Consider the following 18680-nt stretch of genomic DNA (forward strand, 5'->3'; position numbering starts at 1 on the left):
AGCCTTGTTCGACTAATTCGAGTTTTTCAACAGAGTCGGAAATTCGAATGACCTTCAATTTCATGTTCGGTTATCCGAATGAGTGTTCATGCTTGTGTACCCAGCCATATGTAACACCTGCCCATGACAGCCCGATGTTCTGCTACGCCGTTTTCCAGACCAGAGGAAGATCTGTGGCAGATAACGCACTACCTCATCTTTCCGTTGATGCATGTGTGGCGAAGGCGTTGCCGGCTTGGCTGACCAGCGCTGATCCGGACCTGCTGAGCACATTCCACCGGGCGCTCGATCTTGAACAGTTGTCGAGCGAGGCGGTCAGGGCGCGTTTGAAAACGTTGCCTGGGCTAGAGACCTTTGCCCGCCCATTACTTCAGGAGGCGCTGCGAGCCAGGGGCTTGGGTGAGGTGAATGTAGACACCGCCCAGGTGGTGCTGCATGACAAAGTTGCGATACCCAGTGCCGCGCCTCGACTGCAGACACCTATGAGAGCGCTTTACAGCAAAGAGTCGCTGCTGGTGGCCGCGCTGCACAACTTTCATGAAAGCGAGACCTTTCCCGGCCTGCACCGGCGCGCTCACTTGCAAGAGGCAAACGGCACTGTATTGCCGCTCTCCTTCGAAGCGTTTGCTCGGCTCTGCCGGCAGCTGGACCTGGGCGGGCAGTACCAGCAGCAGCTGCGTACGTGCTTGTTCCCCAAGGCGCGCCCCCCAGCACCCGCCGATTTTGGGCAGCGTGCGGTAGAACAGATTTTCGAGGAGCGTCTACGTGCGGCACTCGATGTTGCAGTCAGGATGGCCAGGCTCAAAGGGCAGTTGACCGAGCAAGACTACCTGGCACTTCTGCCACTGATAGCCCAGAAGCCGACCGTACCGGCCGTGACTCAGGGGTTCCAGCCGTTCGAGCTATTTGTCCTAGGCAAGCCCGTTCAGCGTTGCCTGGTCATTGAGCTTCGCGCAGCGGCCAATGGGCCCATGCACGGCTTGATAAGCTGGTTTTCCGATGACCCGGCCGAGCCCATCGGGCGGCATGCGGACTGGGCTGGATTTTACGAGCACCTCGGCAAGCGGCTGCGTGAGCGTCAATATAGACGGTATTTCGTCAGCTTGATCGCCCAGCGCGAGCAGCCTGCGTTCCTGGCCCAGTTGGCGCAATTGAACAAATCCTCTGGTGGATCTACACCGCTCGCCATCGATGGTCGCCATTTCGCAATAAAAGGCTCTGTCTTTGCCTGCCTGCGTAAACGCTTGCTCAATACAATGATCGACGATGCCCGGGTGCTGGCCGTCCCTACGGGCGATTTGACTCAACTTGAGCGGCACGAGCGCATCGACGCCTTGAAAGGGGCAGGGCTCGATGCGCTCACCCTGGCCGCGCAGTTCGTTCCCGGCTTGGGCGAAGTTTTGTTCGTAGCGGCAGCCGTAGACGTCGCGCGCGAAGTCTACGACGGTTACGAGGCTTGGCAGATAGGCGACAGGCAGCAAGCGCTGGCCCATGTGTTCAATGTGGCGCAGGTCGTGGCCACGGGCGCAGTGCTTGGGGCTGCGCAGTCTACGATCGGCGGCGCGCTAGAGCGCATCGGTTTGGTCGACGGCCTCACGCCGGTGAGGGTGGCCAACAGGGGGTTGCGTCTGAAAAAGATGCCGGCGTCGGCCCACAGCCTGGAGCATCCGGGTGAATTGATGCGCAGTTTTGGCGCCGATCTTGAGCAGGTATCCAACCTGGATGCCGACGTGCTGATGCAGGTCACGGGTCTGTCGCCTGAACACTTGCGCAGCTTGCGTTTACACGAGGAGCCGGCGCCAGCACGGCTCAGGGAAGCGCAGGCACGGCACCTGCTGCATAGCCAAGGGCCGACCTCCGAGCTGTTGGTCGAGCAAGCGCTGGCACTTTCAGTGGGCGAGCCAGGCGTTGGCGTGGATACGCTCACTCGCGACTTCACCGGCCTGTCAGTGCCACTGGCGCAAGAAATCGTGGAGTGCGCCACCACCGAACAACTGGCGACGCTGATGAGCGGCAAGGTACCCCTGCCGCTTGCTGAGCGAGCGCGTTGGGCTTTGCGTGAAAGCCGCATCGATCGCGCGTTGTTGGGGCTCGAGCATGAGCATGCCGCCAACCTGGACACACTGCGCCTGGCCCTGGCGCTGATCGATGAAACATCGCCATGGCCCGTGTCAACACGTATCGAGGTGCGTTTGGGGGAGGCTCAGGGCCAGCTAGTGGTCTTCCACGGCCCGGCTGATGCACAGCGCACCGAGGTGATCGTGCAGAACATCGGGGGATATCAGTTGCAAGCACATCCTATCCAGGCCCGGGACCAAGGGCTGCTGGCATGCCTGCTGCAGACCCTGGATGAAACCCAGAAAACCGCTTTCGGCGGCCCATCGATTACGACAGCTGAATTAGGGGCAGATCTGCTGCATAGGGCGGCTGCCGACCGTGGGAAGACGGCCCAGTCGCTGGGGATGACGGCGCTGGGTGGTCGCTTCAATCCGCCTCGCCGACTCCAGGATGGCCGTATCGGTTATCCCCTCAGCGGGCGGGGCGAGAGCAGTCGGCAAGCACTGCGTCGGGGCATACGCCGCATTTACCCGACACTGACCGATGACCAGATGGACGCTTATCTGGCGCAATTGATCGAGCGCGACGTGAACCTTTGGGACCACCTGAGCGATCTCGAAGGGCGACTGGAACGTCTGCGTCAGTCCCTCGCCTCCTGGGAGCGCCAGGGCAATGGCTTCATTGATCGGCGCCGCCGACGCGGGGTGGCCACCCACATTCGCCGCGCTTGGCGACGCAAGACGGTCGCGTCCGAGAATGATGAGTATGTGCTGCGTCTAGAGGGCGAGCAGGTAGGCACGCTACCTGACCTGCCTGGTGACATCGATTTCAATCACGTGCGGCAACTGGCCTTGCGCAACCTGGCGCTTACCTATGTCAGCGATGCATTTCTCAGACGCTTCCCGCACTTGCAGGTGCTCGATTTGCGCGGCAACCAGTTGACGCAGCTGCCTACAGGACTCAGCGGTCTGGGGCAGTTGCGCACACTGCGCCTTGATGACAATCGGATCGTACTGCAACCCGACAGTGACACGGTGCTGACCGGGCTGACCCACCTTGAACACATCAGCTTGAGCGGTAATCCGATCGGCCGCGTACCGAACCTGTCTGCCCTGCGTCATCTGCGTGCGATTTCACTGCGCAACACGGGCCTGTTGAACCCCCCGCAGCCCCATCAAGTGCTGTGGCGCGGCCTGATGGACATCCGTGAAAACCAGATTCGTGAGGTCAACGAGCACCTGCGCGCGCTTGGAGACCGCATCCAGCAACTGTCCCTGCACGACAATCCGTTGGACGAAGCCAGTCAGCAAGCACTCGCCTCTGCAAACGAGGGCTCACGCGCCCCACGCCACCATGCCCGAGTGTCCGTTGACAACGAACTGCGAGACAGCTGGATTGGGCCCAAGCCAGAGATACGCCATCGGTATGAACGCATCTGGAGCGCCTTGCTCGACGATGAGGGGTCGGCCGATCTGTTCCGGTTCCTCGCCGACTTTGCCGAGTCTGACGATTTTGACGAACGGCCGCAGTACTACCGCGCACGTATATGGCACATCCTGGAGTTGTGTGCTGAAAGTACGGATGTCCGCGAATCGGTCTACTTGCAGACCCAAGGTCCGCAAACCTGCGATGACCGTCTGTTGCTGCTGCTCAGTCAACTGGAGGTGAGGGCGCATATCGCCATGCATACGGCTGGGACGAGTGCCGGGCAGACTGAGCGCGAACTCTTGCGACTTGGCCGTTCGCTGTACCGCCTGGACCAGGTGGACAGTATTGCCGCTCGGCACATCGAGCAAATGCGACGCGATCCCTATGCGATGGTGGATGACATCGAAGTGTACCTGGCTTATCGGGTCAATCTGGCGAGTCGCTTGGGGTTGCCGGCTCAGCCGAGCTACATGAACTACCCGGAATTCAGCGACGTCATCAGTCGGCAGGTCAGGCTGGCCGGAGACCGGGTACTGGCGGGTGAAAGTCTGGATGTGCTGGCAGCAGCGCTAGCGCAACGCGAGTTCTGGCAGTCGTTTGTGCGCAGCTATTATCGCGAACGTTTCGAGGCGCTGGCGGCACCGTTTCACGAACGGCTCGAGGCCGCCGAGCGCACCGCCGGCGAGCACGGGGAGCAGGTCTATCTACAGCAAGCTGCTGCCTTGAAGGCTGAACTCGATGCCCAGGAGCAGGCGCTTTACCATGAGCTCGCCATTGAGGCCTACAACCGCCTGTGAGCATGGGCTGACAGGCGGCGCACCTGGGTCAGGCGGCGTGCCTGCGCTGCGTTGCCTTTTTCAGGTACTGGGCGAGGGTGTTCTGTTCCGCCTCCGTGGTAAACAGCCCAAGCTTGGTACGACGCCACAGGATATCTTCAAGGCAGGTTGCCCACTCATGCTCGCACAGGTAATCCACCTCGCGGGCAAAGAGCCCCGCACCAATGGCCTGACCCAGGTCCTGCGGGCCTTCGACGCCTGCCAACAGTGTCCAGACGCGGCTGCCATAGGTGCGTGCCCAGCGCTGGGCAATGGCCGGGGCGAGCCAGGTATGCCGAGCAAGCAAGGCTTCTTCAAGTGCCTGGGGCGTGGTCATGTCCTCGCCGCCCGGCAGGGTTGCTTCGGCCGTCCAACTGCCGCCCATCTGGCTGAAGAATGGCTTGAGTTCGGCCATGGCCGATTCGGCCAGCTTGCGGTAAGTGGTGAGCTTGCCACCGAAGACCGAGAGCAGGGGGGCTTCACCGTGGGCGGCGGACAGTGCCAAGGTGTAGTCACGGGTAACGGCCGACGGGTTGTCCGACTCGTCATTGCACAGGGGGCGAACGCCTGCATAGGTGCTGAAGATGTCACTGCGCTGCAGCTGGTGATTGAAGTGGGCGTTGACCACCTTCAGCAGATAGTCGGTTTCCTGATCGGTGATCGCTACCTTGGCAGGGTCGCCTGTGTATTCACGGTCAGTGGTGCCGATCAGCGTAAAACGATCAAGATACGGGATGCAGAAAACGATGCGCTGGTCTTCGTTCTGCAAAATGTAAGCGTGCTCGCCTTCATACAGCCGGGGGACGATCAGGTGACTCCCCTGAATCAGGCGAATGCCGTAAGGAGCGTCCAGTTTCAGGTCGTTCTTGATGAACTGCGCAACCCATGGGCCGGCGGCGTTCACCAGCCCTTTGGCCCGCACCATCCGGGTGCTGCCGTCGGCGTGCTGCACATCCACTTCCCAGATGGCGCCGACACGCCTGGCGCCCAGGCACAGTGTCTGGGTGTGAATATGCGCGCCATGTTCACGGGCGGCCATGGCGTTGAGGACCACCAGGCGAGCGTCGTCAACCCAGCAGTCGGCATATTCGAAACCGCGGGTGATGGCCGGCTTGAGCGCGGAGCCCGCGCCAAATCGCAGGCTGCGCGAGGCGCCCAGGCGCTTGCGCTTGCCCAGGTGGTCGTACAGGAACAGGCCAGCACGGATCATCCAGGCAGGGCGCAGATGGGGGCGGTGGGGCAGCACGAAGCGCATGGGCTTAACAATGTGCGGTGCCTTGGCCAACAGGACTTCGCGTTCGGCCAGGGCCTCACGTACCAGACGAAACTCGTAATGCTCAAGGTAGCGCAGACCACCGTGAATCAGCTTGCTGCTGGCTGATGAGGTGTGCCGGGCCAGGTCGTCCTTTTCACACAGAAAGACTTTCAGGCCGCGGCCGGCAGCGTCGGCGGCGATGCCCACACCGTTGATGCCACCGCCTATCACCACCAGGTCATAGCAATCGGCGACGGGAGCGCTGGTCGAATCGGGCTGGGACACAGGGAAGGCCTCCTGGAGCAATTTGTATCGAAAGTGAACATTTATGTTCGTTTCCGAAAATACTAGCGCAAGAGGACGCGACTCGCCAGTCCGTATTCATAGAAAATACTGATCAGGTGACAAGCAAATGAACATTAACGAAAAAAGCCAGTGCGGCGCGGGCTTGTGCCGCGCCCACAGTTGCAGTGCCGGTCTAGACAACCTAAACCACTTCGACACGCACCTTGTGTTCATTGAGCAGTTGGACCAGGGCAGGGGTTGGGGTCTGATCGGTCACCAGGCAGTCGACCAGGCTGATGGCGCCCAGGCGCACCATGGCATTGCGCCCGAACTTGCTGGAGTCCGCTGCCAGGATCACCTGCCGAGCATTGGCAATGATCGCCTGGGATACGCGCACTTCCTGATAGTCGAAATCCAGCAGGCTCCCGTCTTCATCGATGCCGCTGATACCGACCAGGGCGTAATCGACCTTGAACTGATTGATGAAGTCGACACTGGCCTGGCCTACGACGCCGCCGTCACGGCGCACGGTACCGCCCGCCACCAGGACCTCGAAGTCATCCTTGGCCGCCAGGATGGAGGCGACGTGCAGGTTGTTGGTGATGACCTTCAGTTGGCTGTGGTTGAGCAAGGCACGCGCGATGGATTCGGTGGTGGTGCCGATATTGATGAACAGTGAGGCATGATCGGGCACCTGCCGAGCGACAGCCTCGGCGATGCGCTGCTTTTCATCACGCATCTGGTCGGCGCGCATGGCATACGCCGTGTTCTCGACGCTTGAATCGTAGGCTGCGCCCCCGTGGTAACGGCGCAACAGGTCGAGCTCTGCCAGTTGATTGATGTCGCGGCGGATCGTTTGCGGGGTAACGACGAACAGCTGCGCCATTTCCTCGATACTGACGTAGCCGCGGTCGCGGACCAGTTCGAGGATTTGTTGTTGGCGTGGAGGCAAATTCATGGACGTCCTTCGGAGCAGCCTGACAAATGCTGCAATGATGCCGTAGGACGGGGATGACGACCAGCGTGGCGTCCGAAGGGTGGATCCGGCGCAGGCCATGGAGCGGACTGCGCCGTTGCCTACGGTGATCAGGCGTCGTGTTCTTCCCAATCGCGGGTGCGATCGACGGCTTTTTTCCAGCCACCGTACAACTTCTCTTTCTGCGCTTCATCCAGTTGCGGGCTGAACTCCCGCTCGATGATCGCCTTGTTGCGCAATTCGTCCAGGCTGCTCCAGAAACCGCAAGCCAGGCCCGCCAGGTAGGCTGCACCCAGCGCCGTGGTCTCGCGCATCTTGGGGCGCTCGACGCACGTGCCGAGGATATCGGCCTGGAACTGCATCAGGAAGTTGTTGGCCGCCGCGCCGCCGTCAACCCGCAGTTCGGACAGGCGTTGGCCGCAGTCCTGCTGCATTGCATCGAGCACGTCGCGGGTCTGGTAGGCGATGGACTCCAGTGCTGCGCGGATGATGTGATCCACCTTGACGCCGCGGGTCAGGCCAAACAGCGCGCCGCGGGCATAAGGGTCCCAGTAGGGGGCGCCAAGGCCGGTAAAGGCAGGCACCAGGTAGACGCCATTGCTGTCCTTGACCTTGCTGGCGAAGTACTCGGTATCCAACGCGTCATTGACGATCTTCAGTTCATCGCGCAGCCACTGGACCGTCGAGCCGCCGTTGAACACGGCCCCCTCCAGGGCATAGGCCACTTCACCGCGCGGGCCACAGGCGATGGTGGTCAACAGGCCATGGGAGGAAGTGACGGCCTTGTCGCCCGTGTTCATCAGCAGGAAACAACCAGTGCCATAGGTGTTCTTCGCCTGCCCCGGTTCCACGCACATCTGCCCGAACAGGGCCGATTGCTGGTCCCCGGCGATGCCGGCGATGGCGATGCCACTTTTGGTATGCCCATAGACCTCGGAAGAGGAGCGCACCTCTGGCAGCATTTGCGCAGGGATGCCCAGGATGTCGAGCAGCTTTTCATCCCACTGCAGCGTGTGGATGTTGAACATGAGGGTTCGCGAGGCGTTGGTGTAGTCGGTGACATGCACCTTGCCGCCGGAAAACTTCCAGATCAGCCAGGTATCGACGGTGCCGAACAGCAGCTCGCCACGCTCGGCGCGTTCCCGGGCGCCGTCGACATTGTCCAGGATCCACTTGAGCTTGGTACCGGAAAAGTACGGGTCGGTGACCAGACCCGTGGTTTCACGAATGTAGTCCTCAAAGCCGTCGCGCTTGAGCTGGGCGCAGATTTCGGTGCTGCGCCGGCATTGCCAGACGATGGCGTTGTATACCGGGCGGCCGGTTTCCTTGTCCCAGACGACGGTCGTTTCGCGCTGGTTGGTGATGCCCAGGGCCGCGACCTGGGCATGGCTGATGCCAGCTTGGGCCAGTGCTTCGACCATGGTCGCACTCTGGGTGGCGAAGATTTCCATGGGGTCGTGCTCGACCCAACCTGCCTGCGGATAATGCTGGACGAACTCACGCTGGGAGGTGCCGACCACATTGGCGTCGCGGTCGAAGATGATCGCACGCGAACTGGTGGTGCCCTGGTCCAGGGCGATGATGTACTGCTTGTCCTGAGTGTCTGTCATGGTGTTGGCCTTGCAAAATAGGGGTCGTGGCGGGTCTGTCTGCCGTGCTCAGTTGACTTGCGTATCGCCTTGGCGACCATCGCTTGCCGCAGGCGTGGACGTTGGAGCTGCGGGCAAATTGCGGGCAATCAAGCCACGATAGGTGGCAGCACCCAGGCAGGCGCCGATGATAGGGCCGAATATCGGCACCAGGAAGTAAGGCACATCTCGGCCGCCGGTAAAGGCGATTTCGCCCCAGCCTGCCAGGAACGTCATGATTTTCGGGCCCAGGTCGCGTGCCGGGTTCATGGCAAAGCCGGTCAAGGGCCCCATGGCACTGCCAATCACCGCGATTAGCAGGCCGATCAGCAGCGGCGCCATCGGGCCGCGGGGTAGGCCGTTGTTATCGTCGGTCAGGGCCATGATGACGGCCATGAGGATCGCCGTGATCACCACCTCCACCAGCAGCGCTTGCGCCGTAGACAAGGAAGGATGGGGATAGGTCGAGAAAACCGCTGCCAGGTCCAGGCTGGATTCACTACCGCGCAGCATGGCGTGCGCTTGTTCGAAATCGAAGAACAGGCTGCTATAGAGGGTGTAGACCAGCGCCGCGCCGCAGAAGGCACCACACACTTGGGCAAGCATGTAGAAAGGCAGCTTGCGCCGCTCGAAGCCGGCGAACAGGGTCAGCGCGATGCTGACGGCAGGGTTCAGGTGTGCACCGGAGATCCCGGCGGTGAGGTAGATGCTCATGCTGACTCCCACCCCCCAAATGATGCTGATTTCCCAGAGTCCGAAGCTTGCGCCTGCGACTTTGAGCGCGGCGACGCAGCCGGTACCGAAGAAGATCAGCAGCGCAGTACCGAGGAATTCGGCCAGGCACTGACTGGACAGCGTGGGTTGGCCTTGGGCAATTGTCATGTATGACCTCGTTGTTTTTGTTGTGAGTCGCGCGGGGCTCGACAGCAAGGCCCGGACCTTCCGGATGGTCCTGGGCGGATATGAGGTGCACCGTGAAGGTGCACCCCCGGCATTCAGAAACGAAAAAATATAGACAAGAAACGCTGATGTCAAAGGTCGAAAGTGAACGGTCAGTCACGTTTTGGGCAACGGCCACAAGCGTGATGCCCCATCGTAGAGCGGGGCGCACGGGCTTCTTGGCTGGAATGTGGGAATTGACCTAAAGTAGCTGCCGATCTGTCTTACACCGGAACTTCGTATGACGCCCGCTCTGGACCTGCTGAAAAAGCATCACGCGCACTATCACGTTCACAGCTACGAGCATGACCCCAAGACAGCGTCCTATGGACTGGAAGCTGCAGATAAGCTCGGCCTGGACCCGCAGCAGGTATTCAAGACGCTGCTGGCTTGTAGCGAGAAAGGGGAGTTGCTGGTAGCGGTGGTGCCTGTGGTGGGTACCCTTGATCTCAAGGCCTTGGCGCATGCGGCGGGGGTGAAAAAGTGCGAGATGGCCGACCCTGTCAAGGCGCAGCGGGCAACAGGCTATCTGGTAGGTGGGATCAGCCCGCTAGGGCAAAAGAAACGTCTGCGCACCTTCATCGACGAGGCGGCGCAGCGTTTTGCGACTATCCATGTGAGCGCCGGACGACGTGGGCTGGAGGTGGAACTGGCGGCAACGACCCTGGCCGAGCATACCCAGGCCACCTTTGCCAGTATTGGCAGAACGTGATGCCCATTCATCCTTGCTACCTGCTCGGGTTGAGCCGGTAGCGGGCCCGCTCAAGACGTAGCCCGGGCCTGGCGTCAGTTCGGCCCACTGTGGCGACGAACGCCTGTTGCCTGCTGCACCGTCTGGGTTGCAATGCTGCCTGGCACCGGAAACACCACCAAGTGATCGGCTTTTACTGCGATGCCCACCTCTTCTCCTGGCTGACGATCCACATGGCTGGTGAAGATCGCTTCGAGCTGGCTGCCGGTGGGGAGTTGCAGGCGGTACAAGGTCGAGGCGCCGAGAAAACTCTTGCCCACGATCACTGCGCGCAACGGGCTGTCGGGGGCATGCACGATGTCATCCGGACGTAGCAACACATCCACCGAGCTGCCGGCAGCCATGCGATAGGCGCGGTTGCCTCGCAGCTCGCCCAGCTCGGTGCTGACGGCTTCCACACTGGTCATCTGGCCACGGATAAAATAGCCCTGGCCGATGAAACTGGCCACGAAAGGTGTCTGCGGTTCATGGTACAGGTTGTAGGGTGTATCCCACTGCTCAAGCCGGCCTTCCTTGAACACCCCAACCTGATCGCTGACCGCGAAGGCTTCTTCCTGATCATGGGTGACCAGGATGGCGCTGGTACCGCGCTGCTTGAGGATATCCCGTACCTCGTGGCTGAGCCTGCGACGAAGCTCCACGTCAAGGTTGGAAAACGGCTCGTCCAGAAGCAGCAATTGCGGCTCTGGCGCCAACGCCCGTGCCAGTGCCACCCGCTGCTGCTGGCCGCCGGACAGCTCGTGAGGGTAACGGCCACCAAGCCCACCCAGCTTGACCAGGTCCAGCATCTCGTCGATGACCGCCGCCTGGCGCGGGTGCTTGGCGATGCCGAAGGCGATGTTCTGCGCCACCGTCAGATGGGGGAACAGGGCATAGTCCTGAAACACCATGCCGATGCGGCGCTTCTCCGGCGCCAGGGTGAAACCGGCCTTGGAAATGACGTTGCCGGCCAGTTGGATTTCGCCTTCGTGCACCGGCTCGAAACCTGCGATGGCTCGCAAGGTCGTGGTCTTGCCGCAGCCGGACGAGCCCAGCAGGCAGCCAATGTCGCCTGCATTCAGATGCAGGTTCAGGTTCTGGACGATGCGCTGGTCGCCATAGCCGCAGGCAAGGTTGCGCAGGTTGAGCAGTAGAGGTTGACTCATGCGTGGTGGTAAGCCGGTTCGACAAGAAATTCCAGGAGTGCCTTTTGTGCATGCAGACGGTTCTCAGCTTGATCCCAGGCGACCGAACGGGGGTCATCGAGCAGATCATGGCTGATTTCCTCGCCACGGTGGGCGGGCAGACAATGCATGAACAAGACGTCGGGTGCTGCCAGGTCGAGCATGTCGCGGGTGACCTGGTACGGCGCGAAATGCGCCAGGCGACGAGCAGTTTCCTCCTCCTGGCCCATGGAAGTCCAGACGTCGGTGGTCACCAAGTGAGCACCTTTTACCGCTTCACGGGGATCGCGCACGATCTGCACGTGCTCAGCGCCGATGGCCAGGAACCGTGGGTCGGGCTCATATCCCTCGGGGCAGGCGATGCGCAGCTGGAAACCGAATTGCCGGGCCGCTTCGATGTACGAGTTGCACATGTTGAAGCCGTCGCCGATCCACGCGACGGTCTTGCCCTCGATTGCCCCACGGTGCTCGAGGAACGTCTGCATGTCGGCCAGAAGCTGACAGGGGTGCGACTCGTCCGACAGGGCGTTGATCACCGGTACGCGGGACTTGGCGGCAAAGTCAGTCAGGGTGCTGTGGGCGTGGGTCCGTATCATCACCACGTCGAGCATGCTCGACAGGACGATGGCGCTGTCGCCGATCGGCTCGCCCCGGCCCAGTTGGGTATCGCGCGGGGACAGGAAAATGGCCTGGCCGCCAAGCTGAATCATCCCGGCTTCGAACGACACGCGGGTGCGGGTCGACGATTTTTCGAAGATCATGCCCAGCACACGGCTCTTCAGCGGCTCGAACAGCACGCCCCGCTTGCGCAGGTCCTTCAGCTCGATGCCGCGGCGGATCACCCCGAGCAATTCGTCGGTGGTGAAGTCCAGCAGGGAGAGAAAGTGCCTAGCGCTCATGATTGACTACCTTATCTGCAACAGTATGCAGGCCGACCGTGCGGTTTTTTTTGACAACGGCGGTGACCTGCGGCGTAAGCCGCACGGGGCGGACGAATAGGGAAAGGCGCAATACTATAATTAAATGTCGCCTGAAACCAAGGGGTGAAACCGCTTGGCACCCCCGGCGATGTTGCAAGGGGTTTCGCAGGGCACTGTATCGCTGTGTTTTATTTGCTACGGCTGTTTGTACACGGCTTGAGGGCACATTGGCAAACGGGCAGGGCCTGCTGTATGAGTGATAAAGACCAATTCACACCGCGAAGCACGCTGGCTCCTGTACAAGGCTGAGTTCATAGTCGAGCCATCAAGACAATGAGGCATGCGGCCATGACCCGTACCCTGCACCACCGTGCTTGCCACCTGTGTGAAGCCATTTGTGGTTTGAACATCGTGCTGAGCCACTCGCCTGGCGAACCTGCCCGGATCGAGTCCATCAAAGGCGATCCTCAGGACCCCTTCAGCCGCGGCCATGTCTGCCCCAAGGCGGTGGCACTGCAGGATATCCAGAATGATCCTGACCGGCTGCGCCAACCCCACCGGCGCGTGGGCGACCAGTGGCAGGCGATTGGCTGGGAGGAGGCATTTGAGCTGGCCGCCGAGCGCCTTTGGCGCGTGCAGCAGGCCCACGGCAATAATGCGGTTGCCGTGTATCAAGGCAACCCGAGTGTGCACAACTATGGGTTGATGACCCATGGCAACTACTTTTTAGGGCTGTTGAAGACCCGCAATCGCTATTCCGCCACATCTGTGGACCAACTGCCCCAGCACCTGGTCAGCCACCTGATGTATGGCCATGGGCTGCTCCTGCCGATTCCGGACATCGACCACACCGATTTCATGCTGGTGCTAGGCGGCAACCCCTTGGCCTCGAACGGCAGCATCATGACGGTTCCCGATGTGGAAAAACGTCTCAAGGCCTTGCAGGCCAGGGGCGGACGTCTGGTGGTGATCGATCCGCGGCGCACTGAAACTGCGGTCATCGCAGACAACCATTTATTCATTCGGCCGGGCGGCGACGCGGCCTTGTTGTGTGGGCTGCTCAACACCCTGTTCGAGGAGGGCCTGACACGCGGCTCGCATCTGCCGATGACAGGGCTGGCCGATGTCCGCGCCGCCCTGACCCCCATGACGGCCGAGGCCATGAGCGGCCTGTGCGGCATCCCGGCGCAGGCCATTCGCCAGTTGGCGCGTGATTTCGCCGCCGCCGACAAGGCGGTGTGTTACGGGCGTATGGGGGTATCGACCCAAGTGTTCGGCACGCTCTGTCACTGGCTGGTGCAACTGATCAACCTGGTCACCGGTAACCTTGATCGCAAGGGCGGGACACTGTGTACCGAACCTGCGGTGGACGTGGTGGCGAGCACCTCGGGTGGCCACTTCAACGCCTGGCAGAGTCGGGTCTCGGGCCTGCCAGAGTACGCCGGAGAACTGCCGGTGGCGGCGCTTGCCGAGGAGATGCTGACCCCAGGTGAGGGGCAGGTCCGCGCCCTGGTCACGGTCGCGGGCAATCCCGTGCTGTCGACGCCCAACGGGCGGCAATTGGACAGGGCACTGTCGGCGCTCGACTTCATGCTCTGTATCGACCTGTACATCAACGAAACCACGCGCCATGCTGATCTGATCCTGCCATCGACTTCAGCCCTGGAAAACGATCACTACGACACCACCTTCAACCTGCTGGCGGTCCGCAATGTGAGCCGGTTCAACCGAGCGATTCTGCCCAAGCCCGAGGGCGCCCTGCACGACTGGGAAATCTTCGTCGGCCTGGCCAAGGCGTATGCGCGCCGTGCCGGACGTGAACTGCCGCCGACCGTAGCGCCGGCGCAGATGATCGACAAAGCCCTGCGCAGCGGGCGTTATGGACAGGCGACGCCCTGGCAGCTGTCACTCGAAACCCTCGATGCACACCCTCATGGGTTGGACCTGGGCCCCTTGCAGGCCAACCTTGCCCATCGCCTGGGCACGGCGAGCAAAACCGTCGAGGCAGCGCCGCGTGTGCTGCTCGATGACCTGCAGCGCCTGGCCCGGCAGGCGCCGCCAGAAACCGGGCAACTGCTGCTCATAGGGCGGCGTCACGTACGCAGCAACAACTCCTGGATGCACAACTATCACAGGCTGGTCAAAGGGAAACCGCGCCATCACTTGTTGATGCACCCCGATGACCTGCGCCAGCGCCAACTGCAGGATGGCCAGCAGGTCAGGGTCAGCTCGCGAGCAGGGGCGGTGCAGGTGCAGGTACAGGCGTGCGAAAGCATGATGCCAGGGGTGGTAAGCCTGCCCCATGGCTTCGGGCATGGTCGTCACGGTGTGCGCCTTCAGACCGCCCAGGCACAGCCCGGCGTCAGCGCCAACGATCTCACTGACGAGCTGCTGCGCGACTCGGTCTGCGGCAATGCTGCGCTCAATGGCGTTCCAGTGCACGTGGAAGCCGCTTGAGCTTTGGCAAGGCCGAGCATGCAGCTCGGCTTTCCGTTACAATGCGTCACCGTGCCGACGCCCGTGTCGGAAAGTCAAGCCGAGGTGCTACATGGATATCATCGAAACGATCAAAGAGCAGATTGCCAACAACACCATTCTGCTTTACATGAAGGGCTCGCCGAATGCGCCGCAGTGCGGCTTTTCGGCCCGTGCCTCCCAGGCAGTGATGGGTTGCGGCGAGAAGTTCGCCTACGTCGACATCCTGCAGAACCCGGAAATTCGCGCCAACCTGCCCAAATATGCCAACTGGCCAACCTTCCCCCAGCTGTGGGTCGGTGGTGAGCTGGTCGGCGGTAGCGACATCGTGCTGGAAATGTTCGAAAAGGGTGAGCTGCAGACCCTGATCAAGGATGCCGCCGCCAAGGCGAAGGCTGCCGAAGCGTAAAAATGCGCTTATAAAAAAACCCGCCATTGGCGGGTTTTTTTGGGTTGGGCGTCTTATTCTTCGCCCATCTGCGACTGCAGGTAATTTTCGATACCGATCTTGTCGATCAAGCCCAGCTGGGTTTCCAACCAGTCGATATGCTCTTCTTCGGACTCCAGGATATCTTCCAGGACGTCACGCGAACCAAAGTCACCTGCTGTTTCGCAGTGGGCAATGGCCGCCTTCAGGTCGATCAGGCCTTTCTGCTCGATGCGCAGGTCGCATTCGAGCATCTCCTTGGTGTGCTCGCCGATCAGCAGCTTGCCCAGGTCCTGAACATTGGGAATACCTTCGAGAAACAGAATACGCTTGATCAGTTTGTCAGCGTGCTTCATTTCGTCGATCGATTCTTTGTACTCGTGCTTGCCGAGTTTGTTCAGGCCCCAATCTTCGTACATGCGCGCATGCAGGAAATACTGGTTGATTGCGACCAGCTCGTTTCCGAGGATCTTGTTGAGATGCTGGATGACGCTGATGTCGCCTTTCATTGGGGTTCCTGCCCTGTCGAAGTGTGCCAATACAGGGAAGTTTGAGCCTGATGACCAAGCCTGTCAAACCTAAGTAATTGAATAATAAATGAAAATTAATAGGAATAAGAATGTTTGTGAACCGCGTTGGTACGCTAACTTGTTGAATTAAGGCGAAAAAAAACCGGACACAGGGTCCGGTTTTCGTCATTCCGTATATCAGGCAGCGGTAAATTCCACTGGATAGGGCAGGGCGGCCTGGCTGACCTGAAGTTTGGTCAGTGTTTCGCGCACCACTTCCTTGGCCAGGCAGGCGCACTTGCCACACTGGCTGGCGACACCGGTGGCGGCTCGGACTTCCTTGTAGCTGCAGCATCCTTCATAGATCGCATCGCGGATCTGTCCATCGGTGACGCCGACACAAAGACACACATACATAGGGCTGACCATCGCTGGCGGGTTCGATGGGTTGGAGCTTAATGTGAATGAGAATGCTTGTCAAAGTGGTTTCAGAAGGCATTCGCCCCGGGTGACCAACGGTCGCGCGCTCAGCATTCGGCCTGCCACCGTAACCTGTGTATGATGGTCAACCTTTGTTGCATGTCGGGTCGGCGACTCGGCCTGGCAATGGTTCTTCACTCACATCAGGAGATAACAATGAGCGTACTCGTTGGCAAGAAAGCCCCCGATTTCACCGTACCTGCCGTACTGGGCAGCGGCGAGATCGTCGAAAGCTTCAACCTGGCCTCGGCCATCAAGGGCAAGTACGGCCTGGTGTTCTTCTACCCGCTGGACTTCACCTTCGTCTGCCCGTCCGAGCTGATTGCTCTGGACAATCGCATTCCTGACTTCCAGGCGCGCAACGTGGAAGTGATCGGCGTATCGATCGATTCGCACTTCACCCACAACGCATGGCGCAACACCCCCGTCAACAACGGCGGCATCGGCCCGGTCAAGTACACCCTGGCTGCCGACATGACCCACGAAATCTGCAAGGCCTACGACGTAGAGTCCGAAGGCGGCGTGGCCTTCCGTGGCGCCTTCCTGATCGACACCAACGGTGTCGTGCGCTCGCAGATCATCAACGACCTGCCGCTGGGCCGTAACATGGACGAGCTGCTGCGCCTGGTCGACGCCCTGCAGTTCCACGAAGAGCACGGCGAAGTCTGCCCTGCCAACTGGAAAAAAGGCGACAAGGGCATGAACGCATCGCCAGAAGGCGTTGCTGCCTACCTGAGCGAGAACGCCGGCAAGCTGTAAGCCCGCGTCGAGCAAAAAAAACCGGCCTTCATGGCCGGTTTTTTTTGCCAGCCGCACGGGCTGGCTTTAGCGCTGAAACGCGCGGATCAATCCTGTCGCCAGCCGCCCATGTCTTTCCAGCGGTTGACGATACCGCAGAACAGCTCAGCCGTTTTTTCGGTGTCGTAGCGTGCCGAGTGCGCCTCGCGACCATCGAAATCGATGTCAGCGCTCTGGCAGGCGCGAGCCAGCACGGTCTGCCCATAGGCGAGCCCTGCCAGGGTGGCCGTGTCGAAGCTCGAGAACGGGTGGAACGGGTTACGCTTGAGGTCGTTGCGCGCTACCGCCGCGTTAAGGAAACCCAGGTCGAAACTGCTGTTGTGGCCCACCAGGATGGCGCGCTTGCAACCATTGGCCTTGAGCGCCTTGCGGATGCCTCGGAAGATATCCGTCAGGGCCGTTTCCTCGCTCACCGCCATGCGCAGCGGGTGGTCGAGTTTGATGCCGGTGAACTCCAGCGCCGCGGCCTCGATGTTGGCGCCTTCGAAGGGCTCTACCCGGTGAAAATAGGTATGTTCGGGGAACAGAAAACCCTTTTCGTCCATGCCAATGGTGACGGCAGCAATTTCCAGCAAGGCGTCGGTGGCGCTATTGAAACCACCCGTCTCCACATCCACCACCACGGGCAGGTAACCCCGAAAGCGTTCGGCCATCGGGTGACGGTGACCACCGCTGCCAGAGGATTCAAGTTCATCTTCGTACAGGTCTTCGCTCACGCGTGTTCCTCCAGCAGGCGCCAGCGCAGTGTTTCCCCGGCGCGAAGCGGAATCACGGTTTGCTCACCGAAGGGCAGGCTTTCTGGGGCCGTCCATTGATCACGAACCAGGGTGATGGTGTCGGTGTTGGCTGGCAAGCCGTAGAAAGCAGGACCGTGCAGGCTGGCAAAGCCTTCGAGCTTGTCCAGAGCGTTGCGCTGTTCGAACGCCTCTGCATAGAGCTCGATGGCCGCATAGGCGGTGTAGCAGCCAGCGCATCCACACGCCGCTTCCTTGGCGTGGCGGGCGTGGGGAGCCGAGTCGGTGCCGAGGAAGAACTTCGGGTTGCCGCTGGTGGCGGCGTCGAGCAACGCCACCTGATGCGTGTTGCGCTTGAGGATGGGCAGGCAATAGAAATGCGGCCGTATGCCGCCCACCAGCATATGGTTGCGGTTGTACAGCAAGTGCTGCGCGGTGATGGTGGCGCCAACGTTGGCCGAAGCCTCGGTCACGAACTGGGCCGCATCGCTGGTGGTAATGTGCTCGAAGACCACCTTGAGCGAGGGGAAGCGCTCGACCAGGCGGCGCATATGCTCGTCGATGAAGCGCTTTTCACGGTCGAACACGTCGATCTCGCTGCGCGTGACTTCGCCGTGCACCAGCAATGGCATGCCGACTTCAGCCAGCGCCTCGATAGCCGGGAAAATATTGTCGATGCTGGTCACGCCAGAATCGGAATTGGTGGTGGCGCCTGCCGGGTAGAGCTTGGCGGCGTGCACGATACCGCTAGCCTTGGCATCTCGGATGTCTTGTGGGGTGGTGCGGTCGGTGAGATACAGTACCATCAACGGCTCAAACCGACTGCCAGCCGGGCGAGCAGCCAGAATACGGTCACGATAGGCCCCGGCTTCGGCGGCATTGCGCACCGGCGGCACCAGGTTGGGCATGATGATGGCACGGGCGAAGGTGCGCGCCACATCACTAACGGTGTGAGGCAGGACGGCACCATCACGCAGATGGATGTGCCAGTCGTCGGGGCGCAGAAGGGTCAGGCGATCGGACATTGAGGATTCCAGGC

General features: G+C 60.9%; 15 protein-coding genes. 5 read left to right on the forward strand and 10 right to left on the reverse strand.

Going from position 1 to position 18680, the window contains the following annotated elements:
• The first annotated feature begins 215 nt into the window (after positions 1–215).
• Positions 216–4283: an NEL-type E3 ubiquitin ligase domain-containing protein gene (locus tag B2J77_RS04895; RefSeq protein ID WP_228385164.1), complete on the forward strand. Its 4068-nt coding sequence runs from the start codon at positions 216–218 to the stop codon at positions 4281–4283.
• Between the two features lie 28 nt (positions 4284–4311).
• Here B2J77_RS04895 and glpD read toward each other — a convergent pair whose 3' ends face one another.
• From glpD to B2J77_RS04915, 4 genes are all read right to left on the reverse strand, one after another.
• Positions 4312–5841 (reverse strand): glycerol-3-phosphate dehydrogenase, encoded by a 1530-nt coding sequence (gene glpD / locus B2J77_RS04900; RefSeq protein WP_078478095.1) that lies wholly within the window; start codon positions 5839–5841, stop codon positions 4312–4314.
• Positions 5842–6043: 202 nt separating this feature from the next.
• The gene (locus B2J77_RS04905; RefSeq protein WP_058639696.1) at positions 6044–6799 is read right to left on the reverse strand and encodes a DeoR/GlpR family transcriptional regulator; all 756 of its coding nucleotides are present in this window, start codon (positions 6797–6799) and stop codon (positions 6044–6046) included.
• 128 nt (positions 6800–6927) lie between these two features.
• The gene (gene glpK, locus B2J77_RS04910; protein WP_078478096.1) at positions 6928–8427 is read right to left on the reverse strand and encodes a glycerol kinase GlpK; all 1500 of its coding nucleotides are present in this window, start codon (positions 8425–8427) and stop codon (positions 6928–6930) included.
• Between the two features lie 48 nt (positions 8428–8475).
• Positions 8476–9327, reverse strand: coding sequence for an MIP/aquaporin family protein (locus B2J77_RS04915; protein ID WP_058639698.1), 852 nt, complete (start codon positions 9325–9327; stop codon positions 8476–8478).
• Between the two features lie 298 nt (positions 9328–9625).
• Here B2J77_RS04915 and ybaK point away from each other — a divergent pair, with 298 nt between their 5' ends.
• Positions 9626–10096 carry a Cys-tRNA(Pro) deacylase gene (ybaK, locus tag B2J77_RS04920; protein WP_058605180.1) on the forward strand — a complete coding sequence of 157 codons (471 nt, stop codon included), beginning with the start codon at positions 9626–9628 and terminating at the stop codon, positions 10094–10096.
• A gap of 74 nt (positions 10097–10170) precedes the next feature.
• Here the strand turns inward: ybaK and B2J77_RS04925 are convergent, their stop codons facing one another.
• A complete protein-coding gene (locus B2J77_RS04925; RefSeq protein ID WP_058605179.1) occupies positions 10171–11280 on the reverse strand; it encodes an ABC transporter ATP-binding protein in 1110 nt (369 codons plus the stop codon).
• Positions 11277–12197, reverse strand: a complete 921-nt coding sequence (argF, locus tag B2J77_RS04930; RefSeq protein WP_058605178.1) for an ornithine carbamoyltransferase — start codon at positions 12195–12197, stop codon at positions 11277–11279. The genes B2J77_RS04925 and argF overlap by 4 nt, the downstream gene beginning before the upstream one ends.
• 369 nt (positions 12198–12566) lie before the next feature.
• Between argF and B2J77_RS04935 the strand changes: the two genes are divergently transcribed.
• On the forward strand, positions 12567–14675 hold the full coding sequence (locus tag B2J77_RS04935; RefSeq protein WP_078478097.1) for a molybdopterin-dependent oxidoreductase: 2109 nt from the start codon (positions 12567–12569) through the stop codon (positions 14673–14675).
• Positions 14676–14766: 91 nt separating this feature from the next.
• On the forward strand, positions 14767–15102 hold the full coding sequence (grxD, locus tag B2J77_RS04940) for a Grx4 family monothiol glutaredoxin (RefSeq protein ID WP_023535214.1): 336 nt from the start codon (positions 14767–14769) through the stop codon (positions 15100–15102).
• Positions 15103–15155: 53 nt separating this feature from the next.
• Here grxD and bfr read toward each other — a convergent pair whose 3' ends face one another.
• Positions 15156–15629, reverse strand: coding sequence for a bacterioferritin (gene bfr, locus B2J77_RS04945; RefSeq protein ID WP_058605176.1), 474 nt, complete (start codon positions 15627–15629; stop codon positions 15156–15158).
• 198 nt (positions 15630–15827) lie between these two features.
• Entirely contained in the window at positions 15828–16046 is a 219-nt protein-coding gene (locus tag B2J77_RS04950; RefSeq protein WP_058639702.1) for a bacterioferritin-associated ferredoxin, read from the reverse strand.
• Positions 16047–16265: 219 nt separating this feature from the next.
• On the opposite strand from B2J77_RS04950, the gene B2J77_RS04955 reads away from it, so the two are divergent.
• On the forward strand, positions 16266–16868 hold the full coding sequence (locus tag B2J77_RS04955) for a peroxiredoxin (RefSeq protein WP_078478098.1): 603 nt from the start codon (positions 16266–16268) through the stop codon (positions 16866–16868).
• Between the two features lie 86 nt (positions 16869–16954).
• Here B2J77_RS04955 and rnt read toward each other — a convergent pair whose 3' ends face one another.
• Both rnt and pyrC read right to left on the reverse strand, forming a co-directional pair.
• Entirely contained in the window at positions 16955–17623 is a 669-nt protein-coding gene (rnt, locus tag B2J77_RS04960; RefSeq protein WP_027915348.1) for a ribonuclease T, read from the reverse strand.
• Positions 17620–18666 (reverse strand): dihydroorotase, encoded by a 1047-nt coding sequence (gene pyrC / locus B2J77_RS04965; RefSeq protein WP_058639703.1) that lies wholly within the window; start codon positions 18664–18666, stop codon positions 17620–17622. The genes rnt and pyrC overlap by 4 nt, the downstream gene beginning before the upstream one ends.
• Positions 18667–18680 lie beyond the last annotated feature (14 nt).

The organism is Pseudomonas parafulva, from assembly GCF_002021815.1.
Lineage (GTDB): Bacteria > Pseudomonadota > Gammaproteobacteria > Pseudomonadales > Pseudomonadaceae > Aquipseudomonas > Aquipseudomonas parafulva_B.